The organism is Pseudomonas sp. UBA5568 (genome assembly GCF_002425525.1).
GTDB lineage: Bacteria > Pseudomonadota > Gammaproteobacteria > Pseudomonadales > Pseudomonadaceae > Aquipseudomonas > Aquipseudomonas fulva.
The window spans coordinates 96,423-120,626 of sequence record NZ_DIMK01000049.1 but is presented as its reverse complement, the minus strand read 5'-3'; the positions used below and the strand labels follow the sequence as shown (position 1 = coordinate 120,626).

Here is a 24,204-nt window from a genome sequence, read left to right as displayed (position 1 = left end):
CAACGGCAACGGCAACGGCACGAGTCGGCCTGCTTTCCAGCCTAATGTCAATTTAGTTGAAGGCAGTACAGGCTACAACTGACTCAACCTCCCAGGCCAGCCAGACCCTCACCGCCCCTTCAAATCAACCCGCCGCAAATGACACGTCACCTCCTCCCGATCGTGATACAGCTGCTTGCACGCAATCTGCACCCTCACCTTCCGGGCCTTGAACGTCGCCTCCATGCGATCGAGCAACCGCCGCACCTCAGCATACCGCTGCTTCATCGGCAGCTTCAGGTTCACCACTGCCTCGCGGCACAACCCCTCCCCCAACCACGTCTCGATCAACGCCGTCGTCCGGGCCGGTTTCTCGACGATGTCGCACACCATCCAATCCACCGGGTGCTTGGGCTGCCACGTAAAGCCATCGGCCATCAAATGCTGGACCAGCCCCGTGTCCATCAGGCTCTCGGCCATCGGGCCATTGTCGATGGCCGTTACCAGCATACCGCGCCGTACCAGCTGGTACGTCCACCCACCCGGCGACGCACCCAGGTCGACACCGGTCATGTCATCGCCCAACCGCTGCTCCCATTGCTCGCGTGGGATGAACTGATGCCAGGCCTCCTCTAGCTTCAAGGTCGAGCGACTGGGCGCTTCACGCGGGAATTTCAAGCGGGGAATGCCCATCGGCCACAATGCACTGTTGTCAGCCAGAGCCTGACCGACGAACACCCGGCGGCCACTGATGAACGTCAGCAACAGACGCGGGCGACTCGAGTCGTCCACCAGGCGACCGGCCTTTTCCAGCGCCTTGCGCAACGGCGCTTCGAACTTGCGGCAGAACGTCGACAACTCCTTGCCCTCGTTGCTGTCGAGCACCTCCAGCCACAGGCTGCCGAACACCGGCTGGTCCGCCAAGTGCGCCAACAATACGCTGATGCGATCGCTCTCGGGCAGCTCGATGAACGCGCCACGCGCCCACTGCCTTGGGAAAATCAGCTGATTGAACCGCACCGCGTGCATCAACCGCTCGGCACCGCCTTGCTCGCTGCAGACGAACTCGGCGCTGGCGCTGCCAGGCTTGCCTTTGGCATAGCCGGCAATTCCCAGGCGAGCGGCATGTTCACTGATTTCGGCGCACACCTCACCCTCGAAGCCGGGCCGGCAATGCATGAACAGGGTTTCCATCTCTTACTCCACTACGGCTGGCGCGACACAGGCGCCGGCAGGGCGGCGATGATAAAGGAAGATCGGAACCTGGGACATGCCCCGCTGGTCCAGAAAAGGGTCAGGTCAGGCAAACAGGACTAACCTGACCATTCAGTCGGACCCGTGCCGTGCGGGCCTGTACACAGCGGTGCTACCGGCAGCCCTTCGAGACGTTGCCGGGCACCGGCTCAGAAGGAGTTGGCAATGCCCTCGCTCGATAGCCTGAATACCCTCACGTCGCTCGATGTCGGTGACAAGACCTATCACTATTTCAGCTTGCCGAAAGCTGCTCGACAGCTCGGCGACCTGCAGCAATTGCCCATGTCGCTGAAGGTGCTGCTGGAGAACCTGCTGCGCTGGGAGGACGGCAAGACCGTCACCGGTGAAGACCTACAAGCATTGGCCCAGTGGCTCGTTGAAAAGCGCTCAGACCGTGAAATCCAGTACCGCCCCGCGCGGGTACTGATGCAAGACTTCACCGGTGTGCCTGCGGTGGTGGACCTCGCCGCCATGCGCGCGGCCATGGCCAAAGCGGGCGGCGACCCCCAGCGCATCAACCCGCTATCGCCCGTGGACCTGGTGATCGACCACTCCGTGATGGTTGATCGATACGGTACACCGCAGGCCTTCGGCGAGAACGTCGACATCGAGATGCAGCGCAATGGTGAGCGCTATGCGTTCCTGCGTTGGGGCCAGAGTGCCTTCGACAATTTCAGTGTGGTACCGCCTGGAACTGGCATCTGCCACCAGGTGAACCTCGAATACCTGGGGCGGACCGTGTGGACCCGCGAAGCCGACGGCCGCACCTATGCCTTCCCGGACACCCTGGTCGGCACCGACTCCCACACCACCATGATCAATGGCCTGGGCGTGCTGGGCTGGGGCGTGGGCGGCATCGAGGCGGAGGCTGCCATGCTAGGCCAGCCGGTGTCGATGCTGATCCCACAGGTCATAGGCTTCAAGCTCACGGGCAAGCTGCGCGAAGGCATCACTGCCACCGACCTTGTCCTGACGGTCACCCAGATGCTGCGCAAGAAAGGCGTGGTAGGTAAGTTCGTGGAGTTCTATGGCGACGGTCTGGCCGAGCTGCCCTTGGCCGACCGCGCTACCCTCGCCAACATGGCTCCAGAGTACGGTGCGACCTGCGGTTTCTTCCCGGTCGATCAAGTAACGCTGGATTACCTGCGCCTGTCGGGTCGCCCTGAAGCGACCGTGCAACTGGTCGAGGCCTATTGCAAGGCCCAGGGGTTGTGGCGCCTACCTGGCCAGGAGCCTACCTTCAGTGACACGCTGGCGCTGGACATGAATGACGTCGAATCCAGCCTGGCGGGCCCCAAGCGCCCACAAGACCGGGTTGCGTTGGCCCAGGTCAAGCAGGCCTTCGAGCAGTTCGTCGAGCTGCAACCCAAACCTGCCGCCAAGGAAGTCGGCAGGCTCGAGAGCGAGGGCGGAGGGGGCGTTGCCGTGGGCAATGCCGATCAGGCGGGCGAAGCCGACTACGGCCATCAAGGCCAGACCCATACGCTGCGCGACGGTGCCGTGGTCATTGCGGCCATCACCTCCTGCACCAACACCTCCAATCCCAGTGTGATGATGGCGGCTGGGCTTGTGGCCAAAAAAGCCCTCGAGAAAGGTTTGCAGCGCAAGCCATGGGTTAAAAGCTCGCTGGCACCGGGGTCCAAGGTAGTCACCGAATACTTCGACGCGGCCGGTCTCACGCCCTACCTCGATGAGCTCGGGTTCGACCTGGTCGGTTATGGCTGCACCACCTGCATCGGCAACTCAGGTCCGCTGGACGAGCCTATCGAAAACGCCATCAGCAGCGCCGACTTGACCGTCGCCTCGGTATTGTCCGGCAACCGCAACTTCGAAGGCCGCGTGCATCCACTGGTCAAAACCAATTGGCTCGCCTCACCGCCCCTGGTCGTGGCTTATGCACTGGCTGGCAGCGTGAAAGTCGACCTGACACACGACCCACTGGGCACTGACAAGCAGGGGCAGCCGGTCTATCTGAAGGATATATGGCCTAGCCAGCAAGAAGTCGCCGAGGCGGTGGCCAAGGTGAGCACAGCCATGTTCCACAAGGAATATGCCGAAGTGTTCGCAGGCGACGAGCAATGGCAGGCTATCGAAGTGCCACAGGCTGCCACGTACGTGTGGCAACCGGACTCGACCTACATTCAACACCCGCCTTTCTTCGAAGGCATCGAAGGACCGGCGCCGCGGATCACCGATATCCACAGCGCCCGCATCCTGGCCCTGCTGGGCGACTCGGTGACGACCGACCACATCTCTCCGGCCGGCAACATCAAGGCCGATAGCCCTGCGGGTCGTTACCTGCGCGAAAAGGGCGTGGAGCCTCGCGATTTCAATTCCTACGGGTCACGGCGCGGCAACCATGAAGTCATGATGCGCGGTACGTTCGCCAATATTCGCATCCGCAACGAGATGCTTGCAGGCGAAGAAGGCGGCAATACCGTGCATGTGCCAAGCGGCGAGAAGCTGTCGATCTACGACGCCGCCATGCGCTATCAGGAGCAAGACACGCCCCTGGTCGTGATCGCCGGCCAGGAATACGGCACAGGCTCCAGCCGCGACTGGGCTGCCAAGGGCACGAACTTGCTTGGCGTTAAAGCAGTGCTGGCCGAAAGTTTCGAGCGTATTCACCGCTCCAACCTGGTTGGCATGGGCGTGCTGCCGTTGCAGTTCAAGGCAGGCCAGGATCGTAAACAGCTTGGCCTGACAGGCAGAGAACAGATCGATATCACTGGCCTGGAAGGGACGGCCATTGTGCCGGGCATGAGCCTGGCACTGACCATCACCCGCGAAGACGGCACGAAGGAGCAGATCGAAGTGCTCTGCCGGATCGACACCCTCAATGAAGTCGAGTACTTCAAGGCGGGTGGGATCCTGCACTATGTGCTGCGTCAGTTGATCGCCGCGTAGGCCCCGCGAGGGTGCCAGTCTGCGCGCAGGCTGGCACCCTCTTCCCAAGCGGGCATTGCTAGCCCATGCCACCTCAAGGTACTCATGTAGAACCCCGTGCGAACCAACGGCGAGCAACTGCCAGTAGCTCACCCGTATCTGCCATGCACTGCCATGGATCAATCCCTGTAAATATCCCCTCAATAATCCGCGCACCGTGCCGATACCAGTCCAAAGCCCTGCGGACATCCTAGCCATGCGCAACAACCAGCCCATTACCCAGAGAGAACGGACTTTCCCTGCCAAGCAGCGGTTGATTTCCACCACCAATGCCAAAGGTGTGATCACTTACTGCAACGATGCCTTCATCGAAATCAGTGGTTTCACCCGCGACGAATTGATGGGCGCAGCGCACAACCTGGTGCGTCATCCTGATGTGCCGCCCGCCGTGTTTGCTCACATGTGGCAGACCCTCAAGCAGGGCCAGCCCTGGATGGGCATCGTCAAGAACCGCTGCAAGTCGGGTGACCACTATTGGGTCAACGCGTATGTCACACCGATTTTCGACAACAACCAAGTCGTCGGCTTCGAGTCGGTGCGCGTCAAGCCCACCGCTGAGCAGATTCGTCGTGCCGAGGCCCTGTACCTGCGTATCAACCAAGGTAAACCGGCAGTACCGCGGCGTGACCGGTGGCTCCCCATCTTGCAGGACTGGTTGCCCTTCATCCTGATCAGCCAGATCGGCTTCCTGATCGGCAACTGGCTTGGACACTCATGGGGCTTTGCCTTGGCAGCAGCGTTGTCTGTCCCCCTGGGCCTGCTTGGGCTGACCTGGCAACAGCGTGGGCTCAAGCGCTTGTTGCGCCTGGCCGAGCAGACCACGTCCGATCCGCTGATTGCGCAGATGTATACCGACAGCCGCGGCGTGCAGGCGCGCCTGGAAATGGCCATGCTCAGCCAGGATGCCCGGATGAAGACCTGCCTGACACGGTTGCAGGATAGCGCCGAGCATCTGAGCGATCAGGCCCGTCAGTCCGACGAGCTGGCGCATATGAGTTCATCAGGCCTGGAACGCCAGCGCGTGGAAACCGAGCAGGTCGCTGCCGCAGTGAACCAGATGGCTGCTACCACCCAGGAGGTGGCCAACCATGTGCAACGCACCGCCGATGCGACCCAGCAGGCCAATCGCTTGACTGGCCAGGGCCGTCAAATTGCCGGAGAGACGCGCGCAGCCATCGAACGCCTGTCGGCGGCCGTTGGAGAAACTGGGCAGACCGTGACGCAATTGGCCAAGGACAGTGACGAGATCGGCGGTGTGGTCGATGTCATCAAAGGCATTGCCGACCAGACCAACCTGCTGGCGTTGAACGCCGCCATCGAAGCGGCACGGGCAGGCGAAATGGGCCGGGGCTTTGCCGTGGTTGCCGACGAAGTGCGGCAGCTGGCCCAGCGCACGGCTGAGTCGACCGGGCAGATTCACGGCCTGATCGCCAAGCTCCAGCAAACCGCCAGCAACGCCGTGACGACCATGGAAAGTGGTCACCGCCAGGCCCAGGAGGGTGTCGATCGGGTGATGCAGGCTGACGAGGCGCTAGTGGGCATCAGTGAAGCTGTGGCGAACATCACCGACATGGCCACGCAAATTGCCGCTGCGACCGAGGAGCAGACTGCGGTAGCCGACGAGATCAGCCGCAACATCAGTACCATTGCCGACCTGGCCGACCAGACGGCCGAACAGGCACAGCATTCGGCGGTGTTGAGCGAGGCCCTCAACAGCACGGCGGGTAGTCAATATTCACTGGTAGAGCGTTTCAACCGCTAGACCTGACAGCCTGCGAGGGGTCGGCATCGCCGGCCCCTCGCATTGACCAACGCTACCAATCAAGCCGCAGTTGGGTTTCGAAATGGCGAGTTTGCCCGGTCAACGGGTCATCGAAGCGCAGACTTTGCGCCAACAGTTTCAGCGGCCGTTGATAGTCATCCTGACCCTCGAGCAATGACGGATAGAACGGATCATTGCTGATGCCCGCCCCCAGCGCAGCCATGTGCACCCGCAGCTGGTGCGTCTTGCCCGTGATGGGCGAGAGCTCATACCGCCACTGCTCCCCGTTCTTTTCCAATACGCGGGCGTGCGTCTCGCTGTTGGTCGGCCCCTGCACCTCATGCATGCGAAAGAACGGCTCTGCGTGTTCCAGGCGGCTGCGGTGCACCAATGGAAACACGTGTTGCTCAAGGGGGGCAGCAATGGCCTGGTAGCGTTTATCGATCCGCCGCTCTGGAAACAAGCGTTGGTAAGCGCTGCGTGACTCAGGGTTGGCTGAAAACAGTACCAGCCCGGCCGTGTGCCGATCGATACGGTGCAGGGGCACCAGGTGCGGATTGTCCAGACGATGAATGAGACGGCGTAGCAAGGTCTGCTCCACGTACTCACCCCCCGGCGTTACCGGCAGAAAATGGGGTTTGTCAGCCACCACCAGGTGGTCGTCCACATGCAGTATCGCTTCCTGCACGGGAATCACCCGCTCGTTCGGCACCTCGCGAAAATAGTGCAGGCGCAGGCCGCGCTTATAGGGATGATTTGCCGAAATGGCCTGGCCGTCGGCGCTCAGCACACGCCCCCGGGCAAAACGGTCCACCCACTGGCTACGGTCGATGGCCTTGAAGTGATCGCACAGGCAATCGAGCACCGTAGCCCATTGACCTGGGGGCAGACATACCGTGCTGGCTTGCAGTCGGGCGGGGTCGAATGAGGTCATCGTTGGGCTCGGAACCTGGCTTGGCGGCGTATTATCCTTCAAGCCCAGCCGATCAGCCAGCCTGGGCCAGCGACTCGCTGCGCTCCTTGAGCCAGCGCAGCACCTGAACAGGCTCCCAGCGGCTGGGGTCGTACAGCGCATACACCAGCCCTTCATAACCCACCACATCCAGCCCTCGGTGATAGCCAGCCCGCTGAAACAGCGCCTCGACCTCGGCGAAGCAGGTATTGAAATGCACCTTGCCGAAAGGCGTGCGATCATCGGTGACCAGACCTTCAAACCGAAGCTCCAGGACAGCGTCGGCCACCCTGTCGACGGGCATCCGGTTGACGCTGTACTTCAATTGCTCGACGTTGAGCATGGACTCACCCTAATACTGTATTTATGTACAGCATACGAATATCCTTCCGTTGCCGTCAATCGATGTCATACCAGCCCAGGCAGGTAACCGTCCCCCCCGCGCAAGGTGAGTACCTGTCGGCGTGGTACGCCATGGGTCACGGACAGATGCACCCATTTGTCGAACTCCAGTATGAGCTGATCGAATGCGATCGGGCTTGTGCTTATCCGGCGCGCCGTGTCCCTGGGGGATAGCCCGCTGACCGTAAAATCAGCGGCAAGCCCTTGCAGGTGCTGACTACTGGCGGCGCCACCCACTAGCCGATTGAGGTGTTCGCTGCGATAGCCGCTGCTGATGATGATCGGCGCCGCGAGCAATCTGCGCACCTGCTCAAGGGTGGTGCAGAGCATTCGAAGGTTGTCGATGACCGGTTGCGGTGGGGTGTTGTCCAAACCTTCCCGAGCGGCGACCCGAGAAATGATCATTTCATCGAGCGTAAAATGTGGAGTGAGCAACATGGCATAGAGGTCCGATGGCGATTGGCGAGGTCGGCACCAGAGGCTTGGTAGGTGCCTGGACGCGATCATCGGACAGGCGCCCGCTGCAATGGAGCAGGGTCACGGCTCCTATAGAGGGTTGATTACCTCAGGAAGGCCGCTACTTGATCGGCATCGAACGGCCAGGCTAATTCAGCCTCGTTATCGCAGCGGCGCAGGACGGGGATGACGAGACCGTAGCGTTCAAACAGCGCTTCGCTCTCGGCGATGTCGACCAACTCGACCAGTAACCCATGGTCGACGAAAGGCATCAGCACGGCCTCCGCCACCTCGCACAGGTGGCATCCCAAGGTGCTGAACAGCTGGCATTCTGGCAACATGACACGCATCCCCAATGGCTTTCGCAGGTCATTATTCTAGGCCGCACTGCCGATGCCTGCACCTCTAGCCTGTCAGTCCTGGCTTGTGGCGCCTATGCGATGCAAGGACAGGTCAGCCCCTTCGAACTCCTGTTCGTGACTGAGCCGCAACCCCAGCACCTTGCGGATCGCGCCGTAGACCGCCAGGCCGCCGATCAGTGCCACCCCTACCCCGGTCAACGTTCCCAATAGTTGACTCCAGACGCTGACCCCACCCAAGCCACCCATCCAGACCTGACCAAAAACGCCGCAGGCGATACCGCCCCACACCCCACACAACCCATGCAGGGGCCAGACACCCAGGACATCGTCGATCTTCCAGCGATTCTGCGCAGCGGTGAATGCCCATACGAACAACGCTCCCGCCACCAGACCCGTAGTCAGCGCGCCCACGGGATGCATGAGGTCGGAGCCTGCACAAATGGCGACCAGCCCGGCCAGCGGGCCGTTGTGCAGGAAACCCGGGTCGTTGCGACCGACCAGCAAGGCGGCCAAGGTGCCGCCGACCATGGCCATCAATGAATTGATAGCGACCAGGCCGCTGATGCCCTGCAAGGTTTGCGCACTCATCACATTGAAGCCGAACCAGCCGATGATCAGTATCCAGGAGCCCAAGGCCAGAAAAGGGATACTCGATGGCGCAAACGCGACCAATCGCCCTTCACGGTAGCGCCCTCGCCTGGGGCCCAGCAGCAGGACCGCAGCCAGTGCCAGCCAGCCGCCCATGGCATGCACCACTACCGAGCCGGCAAAATCATGGAACGGCGCTCCAAAGTGCTCATGCAACCACCCTTGGACACCGAAGTTGCCATTCCACACCATCCCCTCGAAAAACGGGTACACCAATGCCACGATCAACGCCGTAGCGCACAGTTGCGGTGCAAAGCGCGCTCGCTCCGCGATCCCGCCCGAGATGATCGCCGGTATAGCCGCTGCAAACGTCAGGAGGAAAAAGCATTTGACCAGGCTGTAGCCGCTATCGATAGCCAGCGTGGCAGCAGGCTGAAAAAACTCGACCCCGTAGGCTACCCAATAACCGATGAAGAAATAGGCAATTGCCGACACGGCAAAATCGCTCAGAATCTTCGACAGTGCGTTGACTTGATTCTTGTAGCGCACGGTGCCGACTTCAAGAAACGCGAAGCCGGCGTGCATGGCGAGCACCAGAATGGCGCCTACCAGAATGAACAACGTGTTTGCACCGTTGACCTGAGACTGCATCACGCTTGATGTCATATCCATGAAGCAAAAGCACCTGTCGGCACCATTAACGCTCAGTCGAGGCTCACCCTGCACCGATTCGGTGCCAGGCAAGGCGGGTTGGGCGCTTGCCACGAATGGATGGACGCCGTATCTGGCAGTCTGGGCATTTTGGGTTAATGTTTAGGCATGGCGGTGGGTACACGCCCCGAAGCGGCGCAGTGCGTTCAACAGATGCCCTGCAACGATGCAAAACTTAAGCAAAGCCTGTACCAGTGTGGTGACTTGAACCTTCCAGCAGCCACGTCACTCGAAGTACCAACATCAACCGACAGGGAGAGACACATGGCCAGCAATTCGGCAAAGCATGCACAAGATGTACTGATGGCTGACTTCCAGGCACTGGTCCGCGACACGGAGAAGCTGCTGGCCGATACCGCCAACTTGGCAGGTGACCAGGCGCAAGCGCTGCGCGAACAGATGCACGAGCGCCTGGCGCAGGCACGCGAAACGCTGGACGTCACACAGGAATCGTTGCGCGAACGCAGCCAGGAAGCACTGGGCAGCGCCGAGCAGTATGTCCAGGAGAAACCCTGGCACGCCATTGGGATCGCAGCCGGCGTGGGCCTGGTGATCGGCCTGCTGGCGAACCGTCGTTGAGGGGTTTTCATGGACAATGACGCCATCGGCACCGGCGCCACCGGCAAACGGCTCGGTGCAGCTGTTCTGGGGCTGCTACACAGCCATATAGAACTGTTCGGCATCGAACTGCAGGAGCAGAAAGGACGCACACTACGCCTGTTGCTGTTCGCAGGTCTGGCACTGGTTTTCGCGCTGCTGCTGTTGACAGCGCTTTCCGGGTTGGTGCTGGTTTTGCTCTGGGACACCTACCGCCTGGCCGGCATCATTGGTCTGTGCGTGTTTTATGGACTGGCAGCGCTGTATTGTGGCCTGCGCCTCAAGAGCGCGGTGTTCGACGAGTCCTCGCCCTTCCACTCCACGCTTGAGGAACTGGCCAAAGATCGGGAGCGCCTTCTGCCATGAACCTGCCTGACTTGCCCAATACACGTAACCCGCGGGAACTGCGCAAGGCGCTGCTGCGCTTGCGCATGGAAATGCACCGCCAGGAAATCCGCCATGAAACCGGCCAACTGCTCGAACCTGTACGGCGCATACGCGGCATGGGAAGCTCGCTGCATGCCGGGCTCGGCATCAAGCATGCGCCACTGTGGGGCATAGGGGCGGTAGTGGCCATGGGCTTTTTGACTGGCAAGGGTGTTCGAAGTGGTGGCCTTCCCCGCCTTGTGCGCCTGGGTGCCAGTTTGATTCCCCTGGTGAAGCTGTTCATGCAGAGCAACCGTCGGCGCCGGTAACCCACACCTCACGCCGCGTCAGGGATTCATCGCGCACAGGAACCCCTGACACGGCGTATGCTCGGCTCTACCCCTTCAGGAGACTGCGCCTTGGATTGGCATACCCTGCTTACCCGCGAACGCCTGGGCAAAGCGCTATACAGTGCTGAAGAATTGGGGCGCAGCCCTTTTCACAAAGACCATGACCGCATCATTTTCTCCGGCGCTTTTCGTCGCCTGGGGCGCAAGACCCAGGTTCATCCTGTCACCAGCAACGATCATATCCACACGCGCCTGACGCATTCGCTGGAGGTGAGTTGCGTAGGCCGCTCGCTTGGCATGCGCGTTGGGGAAACGCTACGTACGAGCCTACCCGACTGGTGTGAACCGAGTGATCTGGGCATGGTGGTGCAGTCAGCCTGCCTTGCCCATGACATCGGCAATCCCCCCTTCGGACACTCCGGCGAAGATGCCATCCGTCATTGGTTTCAGCAGGCCGCCAATCGTGGTTGGCTGGACGACATGCGCGACGATGAACGGGCTGACTTCCTCAATTTCGAAGGCAATGCCCAAGGCTTTCGGGTACTGACGCAGCTGGAGTACCACCAGTTCGATGGGGGCACCCGCTTGACCTATGCCACCCTCGGAACCTATCTCAAGTACCCCTGGAGCGCTCGTCATGCCGATGCCCTGGGCTACAAAAAGCACAAGTTCGGGTGTTACCAAAGCGAATTGCCTCTGTTGGAGCAGATTGCGAGTCGTCTGGGCCTGCCCCAGGTAGATGATCAGCGCTGGGCACGTCATCCCCTGGTGTATTTGATGGAGGCTGCCGATGACATCTGCTATGGCCTGATCGACCTGGAAGATGGCTTGGAAATGGAGCTTCTACAGTACGCTGAAGTCGAAGCGCTGCTACTCGATCTGGTGGGCAACGACCTGCCAGAAACCTACAGGCAGCTCGGTCCAGGTGACTCAAGGCGTCGTAAGTTGGCGATCCTGCGCGGCAAGGCGATCGAACATCTGACCAATGCGGCGGCACATGCCTTCGTGGAACAGCAAGATGCACTGCTTGCCGGCCAGTTGACCGGCGATCTTGTCGAGCACATGCACGGCCCCGCCAAACGCTGTGTACTGCACGCCAAGGCGATGGCGCGGAACAAGATTTTCCAGGACAAGCGCAAAACGCTTCACGAGATCGGTGCCTACACCACGCTGGAGATCCTGTTGAACACCTTCTGTGGCGCCGCATTGGAACAACAGGGTGGCCGCACGCCCTCGTTCAAGAGCCGCAGGGTGTTGGATCTGCTCGGCAACAATGCCCCCGACCCCCATGGTTCGCTTTATCAGGCCTTCCTGCGCATGATCGATTTCATAGCCGGGATGACGGACAGTTACGCCACCGAAATGGCACGGGAGATGACAGGTCGTTCCGGTCCTGCCTAAACACGCCTGGAAAGTCGCCGACCTTCGCCTTCAAACGGTCCAGTAGGGAAAACCTTACTTCAGATTCAACCAACGCTGGACACTGAGTTGAAACCCTAAACATCAGTTAACAAACAAGGTTTGACTTTAGCTATTAATGTAATTGTACGTAAGTAGTTTTGGTTAAGTTTGTAGGCCATTTCCTATATACGGTTATTGAGCCGCCCTCGCATTACTTGCCGCTTTCAACTGGGTTAAGGTGCCAACTGTCACCCTCATTGATAGCAGGGAAGTAGAACATGTACTCCATATTCATCGTCGACGACCATCCGGTGATCCGGCTGGCAGTGCGCATGCTTCTGGAAAATCAGAATTACACAATCGCTGGCGAATCGGACAACGGCGTGGACGCCATGCAGATGATCCGCGAAACCAACCCAGACTTGATCATCCTGGATATCAGCATCCCCAAGCTCGATGGCCTGGAAGTGTTGGCAAGGTTTCAATCCCTGGCAATGCCACAGAAAATCCTTGTGCTGACCGCGCAGTCGCCGGCGCTGTTCGCCGTGCGCTGCATGCAATCAGGGGCGGCGGGCTATGTCTGCAAGCAGGAAGACCTGAGCGAACTGCTCAGCGCGGTAAAGGCGGTATTGGCTGGGTACAATTACTTTCCCAGCCAGGCCATGCAGCCTCATCTACCTGTTGACAACGACTTGCAACTTCTAAGCACTGTCAATGATCGGGAACTGATGGTTCTTCAACTTTTTGCACAAGGGCGGACCAACAAGGAGATTGCAAAGGGCATGTTTCTAAGCAGCAAGACGGTCAGCACTTACAAGAAACGCCTCATGCACAAACTCGAAGCCAGCACGCTGGTCGACCTGATCGACATGGCCAAGCGCAACGCACTGGTCTGAGGGCTCCATGGCACGTTCTATCGCCCTCCTGCTCCTGGTCGCCATGCTGCTGGGCAACCTGGCTAACGCCGGGCAGCAAGGCGCGTCCCAGTTGTCCTTGGTCGCCCGCTCCACTGCGCGACCCGCCATACCTGCAATTACCCCAGAACAGCAGCAATGGTTGAATGCTCGCCACGAACTGGTGATTGGCACATCTGCTCCGGATTATCCACCTTTCGACATCAGCAGTGGCGGGCGCGACTATCAGGGCCTCACCGCAGAGTACGCCAGCCTATTGGGCAAGGCGCTTGATCTGCCGGTCCGCGTGCTGCGCTATTCAAGCCGCCAAACGGCGCTGCAAGCGCTCAAACAAGGCGACATCGATCTGCTGGGCAGTGCCAACGGCTATGACGCCAACTATGAAGGCGTGGTGCTGTCGCACGCCTACGCCATCGACCAACCCGTGCTGGTCACCCGCGAAGACGAACACCGGGCGCTGGATACTGGCCTGTCAGGCATGCGCCTAGGCATGCTGTATCACTACCTGCCGAGGAAAGAGGTACTCAGTGTCTATCCCGATGCCAAGGTCCTGGCCTTCGGGTCATCCAGCGAAGCCCTGAATGCGGTGGCGTTCGGCCAGGCAGACGTCTTCATCGGCGACACGATCTCCACCCACTACCAACTCAACCGCGGTCACCTTCCAAGGCTGCGCATGGCCAGCTTTGGCAACCATGAAGCGTTTGGCTTCGGCTTCGCCCTGCGCGAACAAGACACCGTGCTGCTCGCGCTGGTCAATGCGACGCTCGACAGTCAGTCCTCCGCCCTGCGGTCGAGCATATTCAAACGCTGGAGCGCAGGCAGCGATCTGCTTCTGACCGATCGCAAGCTTCGACTGACGCGTACCGAAGCGCAGTGGTTGCAGCGACATCCGGTCATGCGTGTCGTTGTCGACGGTACGGCAGCGCCATTGTCCTACTTCGACAACTCGGGTTATTTTCGTGGCATCACCGCCGACCTGCTTGAGCTGATCAGCCTGCGTACGGGCTTGCGCTTCGAGGTGCAACGGGCCAGTGGCATCGCGGACATGATCGCACGGGTCAAGGACGGCCGCGCCGATGTCATCGCCGCCTTGGCAAGCGGCAGCATCGACCAGAACGATCTGCAGATCAGCCAGGCGTATCTGGACAGCACTTATGTGCTGGTCAATCGCAAGGGCAACGCGGCAGCCACTTCGCTGGACGAACTGCGCGGCAAGCGGATCGCAATCACACGCTACAGCGCTCTGGACACCATGCTCTCGCGCTATCACCCGCAAATCGGCTGGATCGAAACGGAAAGCTCGTACTATTCCATGGCCCTGCTCAACAGCGGAGCAGTGGACGCCGTCATCACAACGCTGATCGACGCCAACCACGCGTTGGCCAGCAATCCTGACCTGATCATCCGCACCACAGTGGGCAGTGAGCCTGCCAGTTATGCCATGGCCACCAGCACACCTTCCAAAACCCTCATTTCGATTCTGGACAAGGCGCTTTCGAGCATTTCACCTGAAGAGCTGGGGGTGATCAACAACCGCTGGCGAGGCTACACCCTGTTCGAAGATACCCAGGGCGAGGGCTTTCGCCGCTTGACGGTACTTGTAGCCCTGGGTGCAGCGGTATTGCTGTTGCTGGCATTGCTGTGGAACGCCCGTCTGCGTTTGCAGATCCATCAACGCCAGCAAGCGGAGCGCGCCCTGAACGATCAGGTGGCATTCATGCGTGCATTGCTCAACGGTACGCCACACCCGATGTACGTTCGTGATCGAGAAGGTTGCCTGCAGAGCTGTAACTACAGCTACCTCGAAGCGGTGCAGGCCAGTGCCGAGGAGGTCCTGGGCAAGCAACTGGAGAGCAGCCTGTTTGCCGACCGCGAGCAGACCCGACAGATCCAGGACGACTATCGCAAGGTGATGGCGGCCGGGTCGCCCTTGATCATGGACAGGCCCTTGCACATCAAGGGCCGGGAAATCACCATCTACCACTGGATCCTGCCCTACCGGGATTCGCTGGGCGAGGTCCAGGGCATCATTGGCGGATGGATCGACATCAGCGACCGCCGCCAGTTGGTCAACGAGTTGCGCCAGGCCAAGCAGCAGGCCGATGACGCCAACCGAGCCAAGAGTACCTTCCTGGCCACCATCAGCCATGAAATCCGCACGCCCATGAACGCAGTCATCGGCATGCTCGAACTCGCCGTCAAGCGTGCCGAGCAGGGCCAGGTCGATCGCGGCGCCCTTCAGCTGGCTCACCATTCGGCCAAGGACCTGCTTGGCTTGATTGGCGACATACTGGACATCGTGCGCATAGAGTCAGGGCACCTCACCCTGGTCCCCGAGGTGGTGGATCTGGCTGCATTGCTCGAGTCGGTGGGGCGTATCTTCGAGGGCCAGGCCCGGCAGAAAGGGTTGGCGCTGGAAGTCATCATCGAGCCAGCGGCACGTTGCCATGTGCTGCTAGACCCCTTGCGCTTCAAGCAGGTGCTGTCCAATCTGGTGAGCAATGCCATCAAGTTCACCGAGCACGGCCAGGTACGCATCCACGCCAGGCTTGTACAAGACACAGACAGCGCCAGCTCGCTGCTGGACATGGAGGTGCGTGACAGCGGCATCGGTATCCACCCGGACGACGTACAACGGCTGTTCAATCCGTTCGTTCAGGCGAACCCGCACAGTCAGGGGGCACGCGCCGGTACGGGCCTGGGCCTTACCATTTGCCGTACACTCTGCGAAATGATGGGCGCCGACCTCAGCATCAAAAGCCTGGAAGGCCTGGGCACCCAGGTCCGGGTGAAGATGCCGTTGCAACAAGCTGATCCTGCAGTGCGATCGACACCGGCAGTCGAGCGTTTGCAGGCACCTGACCCCCACCTCAACGTACTGGTGATCGATGATCACCCTGCCAACCTGCAACTGATGGCACAGCAGCTCGGTTACCTCGGGCTGCAGCACGCCACGGCCACGGACGGTCGCGAAGGCCTGATGGCCTGGCGTGCAGGCGACTTCGACGTGCTGGTGCTCGATTGCAACATGCCCCACATGAACGGCTACCAGTTGGCGACGGCGGTACGCACCGAAGAGCAGCGGACAGGACGAAGGCGCTGCACGATCCTGGGCTATACCGCCAACGCACAACCCGAGGTACGGCGCAAATGCCTGAGCTCGGGCATGGATGATTGCCTGCTCAAGCCCATCAGCCTCAGCACCCTGAGTCAACGCCTTGCAGCAGTGAACATGCAGCGTCGGAAAAAGAACCGGTGCAAGCCGTATTGCCTTAATGGGCTCAGCGCGGTGGTCGGGCATGACCCGGCTGACCATAGGCGATTTCTCCAGACGTTGCTACAAAGCCTGGAGACAGACTTCACGCTTTTGATGGAGCTGCAGCCTGATAAAGATCAGCAGGCAATCGCCGCCCATGCGCATAAAGTCCTGAGCGCAGCACGCATGCTAGAGGCGGCAGCGCTGGTGCGAGCGTGCATCGCCCTCGATTGTGACGAACTCACACCTGCCCAAGTGCGACTGCGACGGCAAGCCCTAGCCCGGCACATGCGGCGCGTGCACCGAGCGCTGACGCTGGACCTGTCGACAACCACGTGCACGCAGGCGGGCAACCGGGCGTGTTAACTGATAGACTGCGCGGCGTTATTACCTAAGAGGATTGTTTCATGGCCACAAACCGCTCCCGTCGTCTGCGCAAGAAGCTGTGTGTCGACGAGTTTCAGGAATTGGGCTTCGAGCTGAACCTGGAATTCAAAGAGGATCTGGATGACCAGGCAATCGATGCATTCCTCGACGCGTTCCTTGCCGAAGCCATGGATGCCAACGGCCTCGACTATGTCGGCGGTGACGATTACGGTCTGGTGTGCTCGGTCAAGCGTGGCTCGGTTACCGAAGAGCAGCGCGCTGCCGTCGAAAGCTGGCTCAAAAGCCGCAGCGAATTGACCAAGGTTGAAGTCAGCCCGCTGCTCGACGCCTGGTACCCGGAAAAGCCGATCAACAAGGCAGAGTAATGCTCTGTCGGGTTCGTTCGCAGAAGGCCACCCCCAGGGGTGGCCTTTTTACTTTCGGGTCTGCGCAAAAGCTGCGGTGCTTAACACACACTCGCCGCGGCGGCCTGATGTGAAACCCATGTGCATCGAACTGGCGCAACCCCGGGGGGCTTGGGGCATAATGCGTGTGCATTCGTTCTGGGGCCATCATCCATTTATAGCCCCAATGCCCTTTCTCCTCGTTGCAGGGTATCTGTTTATCATGATCAAAACGCTCCGCCCCATCGTACTCGCCGGCCTGTTGCTGCCTTTGGCCCTGACCAGCCAGGCAGCTGCGGTCAATACAAACCTTCCACCCAAGGTACAACAGGCACTCAAGGCCAATAAGCTGCAAGACACGGCATTGTCATTGGTGATGCTGCCCTTGGATGGCCCCGGTACAGCCACGGTGTTCAACGCCGACGTGTCCGTCAACCCTGCCTCGACCATGAAACTGGTCACCACCTATGCCGCCCTGGAGCTGCTGGGGCCGACCTACCAGTGGAAAACCGAGTTCTTCACCGACGGTACGCTCAGCAACGGTGTACTTAACGGCAACCTCTACCTCAAGGGTGGGGGCGATCCGAAGCTGAACATGGAAAAGCTGTGGTTGCTGATGCGTGACCTTCGCGCCAACGGCGTGCGCACCATCACAGGTGACCTGGTGCTCGACCGCAGCCATTTCGTGCAGCCCAACCTGCCGCAATTCAATGACGACGGGGGTGATCAGAACAAGCCGTTCCTGGTGAAGCCTGACGCGTTGCTGGTCAATCTCAAGGCCTTGCGCTTCGTGGCGCGTAACGACGGCGGCAGGGTCAGCGTTGCCGTGGAGCCGCCGATTGCCAGCATTCGCATCGACAACCAGGTCAAGGCTGTCAACAGCAAGAATTGCGCCGGCGACGTACGCTACAACCCCGTGCCACAGCCCGACGGCATCACCGTGACCGTCAGTGGTCAGTTGGGCGATGGCTGCAACTCCCAAACCTACCTCTCGCTGCTCGATCATCCGACCTATGCCGCCGGCGCGGTGCGTGCCATCTGGAACGAGCTGGGGGGTACCATCCAAGGTACCGACCGCATCGAAAACGTGCCTAAAAGCGCACGGTTGCTGGCGCGCGCTTTCTCGCCGGACCTGGTGGAAATCATCCGTGACATCAACAAGTACAGCAACAACACCATGGCTCAGCAGTTGTTCCTGAGCCTGGGTGCCCAGTTCCGTACCGATGCCGATGGCGATGACGCCCGTGCCGCGCAGCGTGTCGTGCGTCAGTGGCTGGCCAAGAAAGGCATCACCGCGCCGCACCTGGTGATGGAAAACGGCTCAGGGCTGTCCCGCGCCGAACGCGTGAGCACGCGTGAGATGGCAGCCATGCTGCAAGCGGCCTGGAAAAGCCCCTACGCGGCCGAGTTCATGAGCTCGCTGCCGCTGGTGGGTATGGATGGGACCATGCGCAAACGGCTCAAGCGCACCGCCATGACCGGTGAGGGCCACATCAAGACCGGCACGCTCAACACCGTACGGGCAATCGCGGGTTTCAGCCGTGACAGCAACGGCCATACCTGGGCAGTGGCCGCTATCCTCAACGACCCCAAACCGTGGGGCGCCTCGCAGGTGCTGGACCAGGTGCTGCTGGACCTCTACCGCCAGCCCAGCGCAAACGCCAGTACAGCCGCCAAGTGACCTGCATGGCCTGTGCCCCCGCAAGGGCACAGGCGTCGGCGCATCACCGCAACTGCAGCTTCCAGGCGCGATGGATGCGGTTGTTGCGGGCGAAGTCCGGGTCAAGCGTCTGGGCGGTGATCTCTTCCACGGCGTAACGAGCAGACAGGTGCTCGTCGAGCTGGAACTTGCGGAAGTTGTTGGAGAAATACAGCACACCACCCGGGGCCAGCCGCGCCATCGCCAAGTCCAGCAACTGAACGTGGTCGCGCTGAACGTCGAACACACCTTCCATGCGCTTGGAGTTGGAGAACGTGGGCGGATCGATGAAGATCAGGTCGTAGCTTTCACGCTCGGCCTCCAACCACGTCATGACATCCCCTTGTTCCAGACGATTGCGCTCTGAAAAGCCGTTGAGCGCCAGGTTGCGCCGCGCCCAGTCCAGGTAGGTTTTCGACAGGTCGACGCTGGTGGTGCTGCGCGCCCCGCCCTTGGCTGCATGCACGGTAGCCGTCGCGGTATAGCAGAACAGGTTCAGGAAGCGCTTGCCGGCCGCCTCACGCTGAATGCGTAAGCGCATCGGCCGATGGTCCAGGAACAGGCCGGTGTCGAGGTAGTCGGTCAGGTTGACCAGCAGCTTGACCCCCGCTTCCGACACTTCCTGAAAGCGACCTTCCGTGGCCTGGCGCTCGTACTGGCGGGTTCCGCTTTGACGCTCCCGGCGCTTGAGCACCACGCGTTGTGGCGAAATACCAAGGGCCTGGGGGATCGCCGCCAGCGCGTCGAGCAGGCGCGCTTGTGCCTTGTCGGGATCGATCGAACGCGGCGCGGCGTATTCCTGCACGTGCACCCAGTCCTGATACATGTCTACAGCCAGGGCATACTCGGGCATATCCGCATCGTACAGTCGATAGCAGCTGACCTGTTCGCGGCGAGCCCACTTGCCCAGCTGCCGAAGGTTTTTCTGCAGGCGGTTGGCGAACATCTGCGCACCCTCGGACAGGCGAGCAGGCTGGCTGGCCACCTGCGCTGGCTGGTGGGCTTGCAGGGCTTCAGCCGGTTCGGTACGGCGCTCGCCGGTCACGAACTGGTCCGGCTGGACCTTGAACAGCAACAACTTGCAGGGCAGTGCACCGTTCCAGAATGCGTACTGCTTGTGGCTGCGCAGGCCCATGCGCTTGCCCAGTTGCGCAGCGCCCGTAAAGACGGCGGCTTCCCAACCCATGCATGCCTGACGCAGGCGTTCGCCAAGGTTCTGGTAAAGGTAAAGCAGGCTGGCTTCGTCACCCAGACGCTCCCCGTAGGGTGGGTTGCTGATGACCAAGCCTTTCTGGTTCTGGTCCGGGCGCGGCTCGAATGTACTCACTTCACCCTGATAGATCTTCACCCAATCGCTCAGGCCTGCGCGTTCGACGTTGTTACGCCCTGGTTGTATCAAGCGAGGATCGGCTTCATAGCCGCGGATCCACAACGCAGGTTTGGCCAGGCCAGCTTCAGCCCGCGCCTGCGCCTGATCATGCACCTTGCGCCAGAGCGCAGGCACATGGCCCAGCCACGCCGTGAAGCCCCAACGCTCACGCTTGAGGTTGGGGGCGATGTCCGCGGCGATCATTGCCGCCTCGACCAGGAATGTGCCGACACCACACATGGGGTCGGCCAGTGCGCCGCCCTGGGCAGCGATGCGTGGCCAGCCGGAACGAATCAACACGGCGGCAGCGAGGTTTTCCTTGAGCGGTGCTGCACCTTGCTGCAGGCGATAACCACGCTGATGAAGGCTGTGACCGGAGAGGTCCAGCGACAGGATCGCCTCACCCCGGTCAAGGCGCAGGTGCACGCGCACATCCGGGTCGATCTTCTCCACCGACGGGCGTAGGCCTTCACGGTTGCGCAGTTTGTCGACAATGGCGTCCTTGACCTTGAGAGCGCCGAAATGAGTATTGTCGATCCCTGACCCATGACCGCTGAACTCAACGGCCAGGGTGCCATCAGCGGCCAAGTGGTCGGCCCACTCCACGGCATTGACACCGTCATACAGGTCGTCGGCGTTTTTCATGGAAAACCGCTTGAGCACCAGCAATACGCGGTTTGCCAACCTGGACCACAGGCACAGACGGTAGGCTGTCTCCATGTCGGCAGCCCCGCGAATAGCCGAGGTGTGTTCACGCACCTCATCCAGGCCAAGGCTGCGGGCCTCTTCTGCAAGCAGGCTTTCAAGGCCTTTGGGACAAGTGAGGTAGAGTTCGAAACGGTCCGACATGAGTTATCCAGCACAGTAGGGCTATTAGACTGGCGCTGCGACGCATCGCGACGCCCTGTTTACCTGCACCCTTTTCCGACAGGTGTGCAAGTGGCCACGCTCCCCTTACGCAAGAGCGATGACCGGGCCGCCCGACTTACCCATCCATGCCTGACGGCACAAACAGCTTAGATCATCGAGCAGTACATACATTCTCGCGACACCGGGACCTAGGTGACCCTTCGTCGCATTTCGAGGTATTTCAAATGCCTCACAGAGGCGATGGCAAAATGGCGTCAAACTTCGGCTAACCCCGATCCTGCGGGGCTGCGGCGGGAATAAGGATGAGTCGCATTTATTTACTTATCCCCTGACCCTTGGAAAGGTTACGTGCTTATGACAAATCGATCATTCCCACCGTCACCTGCATTGGTTAGAACTGAGCACAGGCCGCATCGCAACGAAGCGGCACTTCAGGCTCGCGACGCCGGCAGCGAGCCCATACCGGCAGAACGATTCTGCCCGGCCTCCATGAGGCCGACGGGACATTACAGTCAACAAGTGAGGGCAACACCCTATGAGAAGACTTAAGCGTGATCCGTTGGAAAGAGCATTTTCACGTGGCTACCAATATGGAGTCACCGGCAAATCCCGGGAGCTTTGCCCCTTTACCCTGCCATCTGTTCGTCAAGCCTGGATCAACGGCTGGCGGGAGGGCCGTGGTGACAACTGGGACGGTATGACTGGCACCGCCGGTATCCACAGGCTCAACGAAAATCACGCCGTAGGCTGATAGAGGACATTCACGCGATTTACCAGGCACGCCCCACCAGGGCGGCGGGCTGAGGCCCAAGGGCCCCTTCATGGGGCCCTTTTTTTGCGGGCAAGCTTACCGCTTGGGCATGGCGGCGATGGCGTCCACGGCTTCTCGAATGAGCGCCGGCCCTTTATAGATGAAGCCCGAGTAGATCTGCACCAGGCTCGCACCGGCGGCGATCTTCTCGGCCGCATGTTTTCCTTCCGTGATGCCCCCTGCGGCAATGATTGGCAGCTTGCCGCCCATCTCACCGGCCAACACCTGAACGATACGTGTGCTCTTCTGGCGTACGGGGGCACCTGAGAGCCCGCCTGCTTCACCGCCATACGGCAGGGCCTCCACGCCTTCGCGCCCGAGCGTGGTATTGGTCGCGATGACCGCGTCCATGCCTGACTCGACAAGCGCAGCGGCCACCAGCGCCGTTTCTTCATCGCTCATGTCAGGGGCAATCTTGATGGCCAAGGGCACATGCCGGCCATGACGGGCGCTCAGCTGTGCCCGACGTTCCGCCAAGGCATCGAGCAATTGCTTGAGCGAATCCCCGAACTGTAGGCTGCGCAGCCCCGGGGTGTTGGGTGAGCTGACATTGACAGTGACGTAGCTGGCCGCGCTGTAGACCTTGTCCAGGCAGATCAGGTAATCGTCCACCGCGCGCTCGACTGGCGTGTCGAAGTTCTTGCCAATATTGATACCCAGCACGCCCTTGTAACGGGCAGCGCGTACACGGCCCAGCAGATGATCAACCCCAAGGTTATTGAAACCCATGCGGTTGATGATGGCAGTTGCCTCTGGCAAGCGGAACAGCCGAGGTTTGGGGTTGCCAGGTTGCGGGCGAGGCGTGACAGTGCCGATCTCGACGAAACCGAAGCCCAGCTGGGCGAAGCCGTCGATGGCCGTACCGTTCTTGTCCAAGCCAGCCGCCAGACCTACCGGGTTGGCGAAATCCAGGCCCATGACCTTGACCGGCAATGAGGCCGGGCGCTTGCACAGCTTGCCGTTCAAGCCAAGCCGGCCGCCGGCACCGATCAGGTCCAGCGACAGATCATGAGAAGTTTCCGGTGACAGTTTGAACAGCAGCTGGCGGGCCAGGGTATACATGGGCAGGCAAGACTCGGGGTGAGTGAGGGGGCGATTATAGCTATCACCAACGGCACAGGACAGCCCGATGTTGGCCTGCAGGTTTTCTGCGGAGGGCTGCCTGGGCAGATGAACGTACAGACAAATGTCTAGCAGGCAAGCACTGCCTTGGCTGGGCCTTACACCAGTGCTTGCCTGCTAGACATCACATGCTGTCATGCAGGCAAAGAAAAACCCGGCCGAGGCCGGGTTTTTCATGAAGCTTCAAACCAATTACTTGGCCTGGGCTTCTACCTGAGCTTCAACGCGACGGTTGATAGCACGGCCTTCTTCGGTGGCGTTGTCGGCAACCGGACGGGTTTCGCCGTAGCCAACCGAGTCAACACGGCTGGATTCTACGCCGTACTGCTGGGTCAGGACCTGCTTGACAGCGTTGGCACGACGCTCGGACAGCTTCTGGTTGTAAGCGTCTGGACCTACGGAGTCAGTGTGACCTTCAACCACGGTGGTGGTCTGTGGGTACTGCTTCATGAAGTCAGCCAGGTTCTTGATGTCGCCGTAGCTGTTAGGCTTGACGACCGACTTGTCGAAGTCGAACTTGACGTCCAGCTCAACGCGAACGACTTCGGCAACAGCCGGGCAGCCGTCGGCGTCAACAGTGACGTTGGCCGGGGTGTCTGGGCACTTGTCGACGTTGTCGCAAACGCCGTCGTTGTCGGAGTCGGAGCAGACTTCAGCAACTGGAGCAGGTGCAGGAGCAGCCTGGTTCTTCGGGCTACCGCCGAAGTTCAGACCAACACCAACGCTTGGAGCCCACTCGGTGTCGCCCTGGTCGATGTTGTACTGAGCTTCTACGCCGGCACGGGCGTAGAACATGTCAGTGATGTACCACTTGGCGCCAGCGCCAACGTTGGCGAAGGTGGAGTGGTTACGACCACCACGGCCGGTCTGGCCGATCGACTGGTGCGAGAAACCAGCGGAAACGTACGGACGGATGGCGTCGTACGGGTTGTTGAAGTGGTAAACGGCGTCCAGGGCGGTGTTGGAGCCCTTGATGTTCTTGCCGTCGTCGCCACGAGCGTTGTGGACTTCGTCGTAGCCCAGACGCAGTTCAACGTCGTCGGTCAGGAAGTAACCGATGGAGCCGCCGAACAGGTTACCGTCGTTTTTGAAGTCGCGCTGGCTGTCGAAGAATTCTTTCTTGTAGAAGATTTCAGTTTCGACGGCGCCTTGGCCTTGTGCCATAGCGCCAATCGAGGTGGCGGCTACGAGCGAACCAATGGCCAAGCCCAAGGTGTTTTTCAGTTTCATCCGTTAAATCCCCATCTGGTGATAGTTAAGCAGTCCC

General features: G+C 60.4%; 20 protein-coding genes. 11 read left to right on the top strand and 9 right to left on the bottom strand.

From position 1 onward, the window contains the following. Window positions 1-108: 108 nt before the first annotated feature. Window positions 109-1,173 carry a 23S rRNA (cytidine(2498)-2'-O)-methyltransferase RlmM gene (gene rlmM, locus B2S33_RS16305; protein ID WP_288650659.1) on the bottom strand — a complete coding sequence of 355 codons (1,065 nt, stop codon included), beginning with the start codon at window positions 1,171-1,173 and terminating at the stop codon, window positions 109-111. 225 nt (window positions 1,174-1,398) lie between these two features. On the opposite strand from rlmM, the gene acnA reads away from it, so the two are divergent. Together acnA and B2S33_RS16295 are read left to right on the top strand one after the other, a co-directional pair. Next, on the top strand, window positions 1,399-4,140 hold the full coding sequence (gene acnA / locus B2S33_RS16300; protein ID WP_288650657.1) for an aconitate hydratase AcnA: 2,742 nt from the start codon (window positions 1,399-1,401) through the stop codon (window positions 4,138-4,140). A 235-nt stretch (window positions 4,141-4,375) separates the two neighbouring features. Next, complete coding sequence (locus B2S33_RS16295; protein ID WP_027916558.1) at window positions 4,376-5,941, top strand: methyl-accepting chemotaxis protein; 1,566 nt, start codon at window positions 4,376-4,378, stop codon at window positions 5,939-5,941. A gap of 52 nt (window positions 5,942-5,993) precedes the next feature. Here B2S33_RS16295 and B2S33_RS16290 read toward each other — a convergent pair whose 3' ends face one another. The 5 genes from B2S33_RS16290 to B2S33_RS16270 all read right to left on the bottom strand — a co-directional run bounded on the left by B2S33_RS16290 (window position 5,994) and on the right by B2S33_RS16270 (window position 9,373). Next, window positions 5,994-6,875, bottom strand: coding sequence for a pseudouridine synthase (locus B2S33_RS16290; RefSeq protein WP_028688163.1), 882 nt, complete (start codon window positions 6,873-6,875; stop codon window positions 5,994-5,996). A gap of 52 nt (window positions 6,876-6,927) precedes the next feature. Continuing rightward, the gene (locus B2S33_RS16285; RefSeq protein ID WP_288650656.1) at window positions 6,928-7,236 is read right to left on the bottom strand and encodes a transcriptional regulator; all 309 of its coding nucleotides are present in this window, start codon (window positions 7,234-7,236) and stop codon (window positions 6,928-6,930) included. Window positions 7,237-7,301: 65 nt separating this feature from the next. Next, complete coding sequence (locus tag B2S33_RS16280) at window positions 7,302-7,733, bottom strand: D-Ala-D-Ala carboxypeptidase family metallohydrolase (RefSeq protein WP_027916555.1); 432 nt, start codon at window positions 7,731-7,733, stop codon at window positions 7,302-7,304. A 122-nt stretch (window positions 7,734-7,855) separates the two neighbouring features. Further along, window positions 7,856-8,092 carry a glutaredoxin family protein gene (locus B2S33_RS16275; protein WP_027916554.1) on the bottom strand — a complete coding sequence of 79 codons (237 nt, stop codon included), beginning with the start codon at window positions 8,090-8,092 and terminating at the stop codon, window positions 7,856-7,858. A gap of 72 nt (window positions 8,093-8,164) precedes the next feature. Continuing rightward, a complete protein-coding gene (locus B2S33_RS16270) occupies window positions 8,165-9,373 on the bottom strand; it encodes an ammonium transporter (protein ID WP_110606763.1) in 1,209 nt (402 codons plus the stop codon). Between the two features lie 303 nt (window positions 9,374-9,676). Here B2S33_RS16270 and B2S33_RS16265 point away from each other — a divergent pair, with 303 nt between their 5' ends. The 8 genes from B2S33_RS16265 to dacB all read left to right on the top strand — a co-directional run bounded on the left by B2S33_RS16265 (window position 9,677) and on the right by dacB (window position 18,747). After that, a complete protein-coding gene (locus B2S33_RS16265) occupies window positions 9,677-9,991 on the top strand; it encodes a DUF883 family protein (protein ID WP_145280817.1) in 315 nt (104 codons plus the stop codon). A 9-nt stretch (window positions 9,992-10,000) separates the two neighbouring features. Further along, window positions 10,001-10,375, top strand: a complete 375-nt coding sequence (locus B2S33_RS16260; RefSeq protein ID WP_023533670.1) for a phage holin family protein — start codon at window positions 10,001-10,003, stop codon at window positions 10,373-10,375. Continuing rightward, the gene (locus B2S33_RS16255; RefSeq protein WP_027916551.1) at window positions 10,372-10,704 is read left to right on the top strand and encodes a hypothetical protein; all 333 of its coding nucleotides are present in this window, start codon (window positions 10,372-10,374) and stop codon (window positions 10,702-10,704) included. Before B2S33_RS16260 ends, B2S33_RS16255 begins: the two co-directional genes overlap by 4 nt. A gap of 90 nt (window positions 10,705-10,794) precedes the next feature. After that, a complete protein-coding gene (locus B2S33_RS16250; RefSeq protein ID WP_027916550.1) occupies window positions 10,795-12,126 on the top strand; it encodes a deoxyguanosinetriphosphate triphosphohydrolase in 1,332 nt (443 codons plus the stop codon). Window positions 12,127-12,404: 278 nt separating this feature from the next. Next, window positions 12,405-13,022 (top strand): response regulator transcription factor, encoded by a 618-nt coding sequence (locus tag B2S33_RS16245; protein WP_027916549.1) that lies wholly within the window; start codon window positions 12,405-12,407, stop codon window positions 13,020-13,022. Between the two features lie 7 nt (window positions 13,023-13,029). Beyond that, window positions 13,030-16,662 (top strand): ATP-binding protein, encoded by a 3,633-nt coding sequence (locus B2S33_RS16240; protein ID WP_288650654.1) that lies wholly within the window; start codon window positions 13,030-13,032, stop codon window positions 16,660-16,662. A 41-nt stretch (window positions 16,663-16,703) separates the two neighbouring features. Beyond that, on the top strand, window positions 16,704-17,048 hold the full coding sequence (locus B2S33_RS16235) for a YggL family protein (RefSeq protein WP_288650652.1): 345 nt from the start codon (window positions 16,704-16,706) through the stop codon (window positions 17,046-17,048). Between the two features lie 241 nt (window positions 17,049-17,289). Continuing rightward, a complete protein-coding gene (gene dacB, locus B2S33_RS16230) occupies window positions 17,290-18,747 on the top strand; it encodes a D-alanyl-D-alanine carboxypeptidase/D-alanyl-D-alanine endopeptidase (protein ID WP_027916547.1) in 1,458 nt (485 codons plus the stop codon). A gap of 43 nt (window positions 18,748-18,790) precedes the next feature. Here the strand turns inward: dacB and rlmKL are convergent, their stop codons facing one another. Next, a complete protein-coding gene (gene rlmKL, locus B2S33_RS16225; RefSeq protein ID WP_027916546.1) occupies window positions 18,791-20,983 on the bottom strand; it encodes a bifunctional 23S rRNA (guanine(2069)-N(7))-methyltransferase RlmK/23S rRNA (guanine(2445)-N(2))-methyltransferase RlmL in 2,193 nt (730 codons plus the stop codon). 556 nt (window positions 20,984-21,539) lie between these two features. Between rlmKL and rmf the strand changes: the two genes are divergently transcribed. Next, window positions 21,540-21,755: a ribosome modulation factor gene (gene rmf / locus B2S33_RS16220; RefSeq protein WP_023533691.1), complete on the top strand. Its 216-nt coding sequence runs from the start codon at window positions 21,540-21,542 to the stop codon at window positions 21,753-21,755. A gap of 96 nt (window positions 21,756-21,851) precedes the next feature. Here rmf and B2S33_RS16215 read toward each other — a convergent pair whose 3' ends face one another. Beyond that, window positions 21,852-22,877, bottom strand: coding sequence for a quinone-dependent dihydroorotate dehydrogenase (locus B2S33_RS16215; RefSeq protein ID WP_027916545.1), 1,026 nt, complete (start codon window positions 22,875-22,877; stop codon window positions 21,852-21,854). Between the two features lie 252 nt (window positions 22,878-23,129). After that, window positions 23,130-24,167, bottom strand: a complete 1,038-nt coding sequence (locus tag B2S33_RS16210) for an OmpA family protein (RefSeq protein ID WP_023533705.1) — start codon at window positions 24,165-24,167, stop codon at window positions 23,130-23,132. Window positions 24,168-24,204 lie beyond the last annotated feature (37 nt).

Bases quoted from the DNA above. Each gene is read 5' to 3' on its own strand.
- rlmM (WP_288650659.1), bottom strand. From the start codon at position 1,173: ATGGAAACCCTGTTCATGCATTGCCGGCCCGGCTTCGAGGGTGAGGTG.
- acnA (WP_288650657.1), top strand. From the start codon at position 1,399: ATGCCCTCGCTCGATAGCCTGAATACCCTCACGTCGCTCGATGTCGGT.
- B2S33_RS16295 (WP_027916558.1), top strand. From the start codon at position 4,376: ATGCGCAACAACCAGCCCATTACCCAGAGAGAACGGACTTTCCCTGCC.
- B2S33_RS16290 (WP_028688163.1), bottom strand. From the start codon at position 6,875: ATGACCTCATTCGACCCCGCCCGACTGCAAGCCAGCACGGTATGTCTG.
- B2S33_RS16285 (WP_288650656.1), bottom strand. From the start codon at position 7,236: ATGCTCAACGTCGAGCAATTGAAGTACAGCGTCAACCGGATGCCCGTC.
- B2S33_RS16280 (WP_027916555.1), bottom strand. From the start codon at position 7,733: ATGTTGCTCACTCCACATTTTACGCTCGATGAAATGATCATTTCTCGG.
- B2S33_RS16275 (WP_027916554.1), bottom strand. From the start codon at position 8,092: ATGTTGCCAGAATGCCAGCTGTTCAGCACCTTGGGATGCCACCTGTGC.
- B2S33_RS16270 (WP_110606763.1), bottom strand. From the start codon at position 9,373: ATGGATATGACATCAAGCGTGATGCAGTCTCAGGTCAACGGTGCAAAC.
- B2S33_RS16265 (WP_145280817.1), top strand. From the start codon at position 9,677: ATGGCCAGCAATTCGGCAAAGCATGCACAAGATGTACTGATGGCTGAC.
- B2S33_RS16260 (WP_023533670.1), top strand. From the start codon at position 10,001: ATGGACAATGACGCCATCGGCACCGGCGCCACCGGCAAACGGCTCGGT.
- B2S33_RS16255 (WP_027916551.1), top strand. From the start codon at position 10,372: ATGAACCTGCCTGACTTGCCCAATACACGTAACCCGCGGGAACTGCGC.
- B2S33_RS16245 (WP_027916549.1), top strand. From the start codon at position 12,405: ATGTACTCCATATTCATCGTCGACGACCATCCGGTGATCCGGCTGGCA.
- B2S33_RS16240 (WP_288650654.1), top strand. From the start codon at position 13,030: ATGGCACGTTCTATCGCCCTCCTGCTCCTGGTCGCCATGCTGCTGGGC.
- B2S33_RS16235 (WP_288650652.1), top strand. From the start codon at position 16,704: ATGGCCACAAACCGCTCCCGTCGTCTGCGCAAGAAGCTGTGTGTCGAC.
- dacB (WP_027916547.1), top strand. From the start codon at position 17,290: ATGATCAAAACGCTCCGCCCCATCGTACTCGCCGGCCTGTTGCTGCCT.
- rlmKL (WP_027916546.1), bottom strand. From the start codon at position 20,983: ATGTCGGACCGTTTCGAACTCTACCTCACTTGTCCCAAAGGCCTTGAA.
- rmf (WP_023533691.1), top strand. From the start codon at position 21,540: ATGAGAAGACTTAAGCGTGATCCGTTGGAAAGAGCATTTTCACGTGGC.
- B2S33_RS16215 (WP_027916545.1), bottom strand. From the start codon at position 22,877: ATGTATACCCTGGCCCGCCAGCTGCTGTTCAAACTGTCACCGGAAACT.
- B2S33_RS16210 (WP_023533705.1), bottom strand. From the start codon at position 24,167: ATGAAACTGAAAAACACCTTGGGCTTGGCCATTGGTTCGCTCGTAGCC.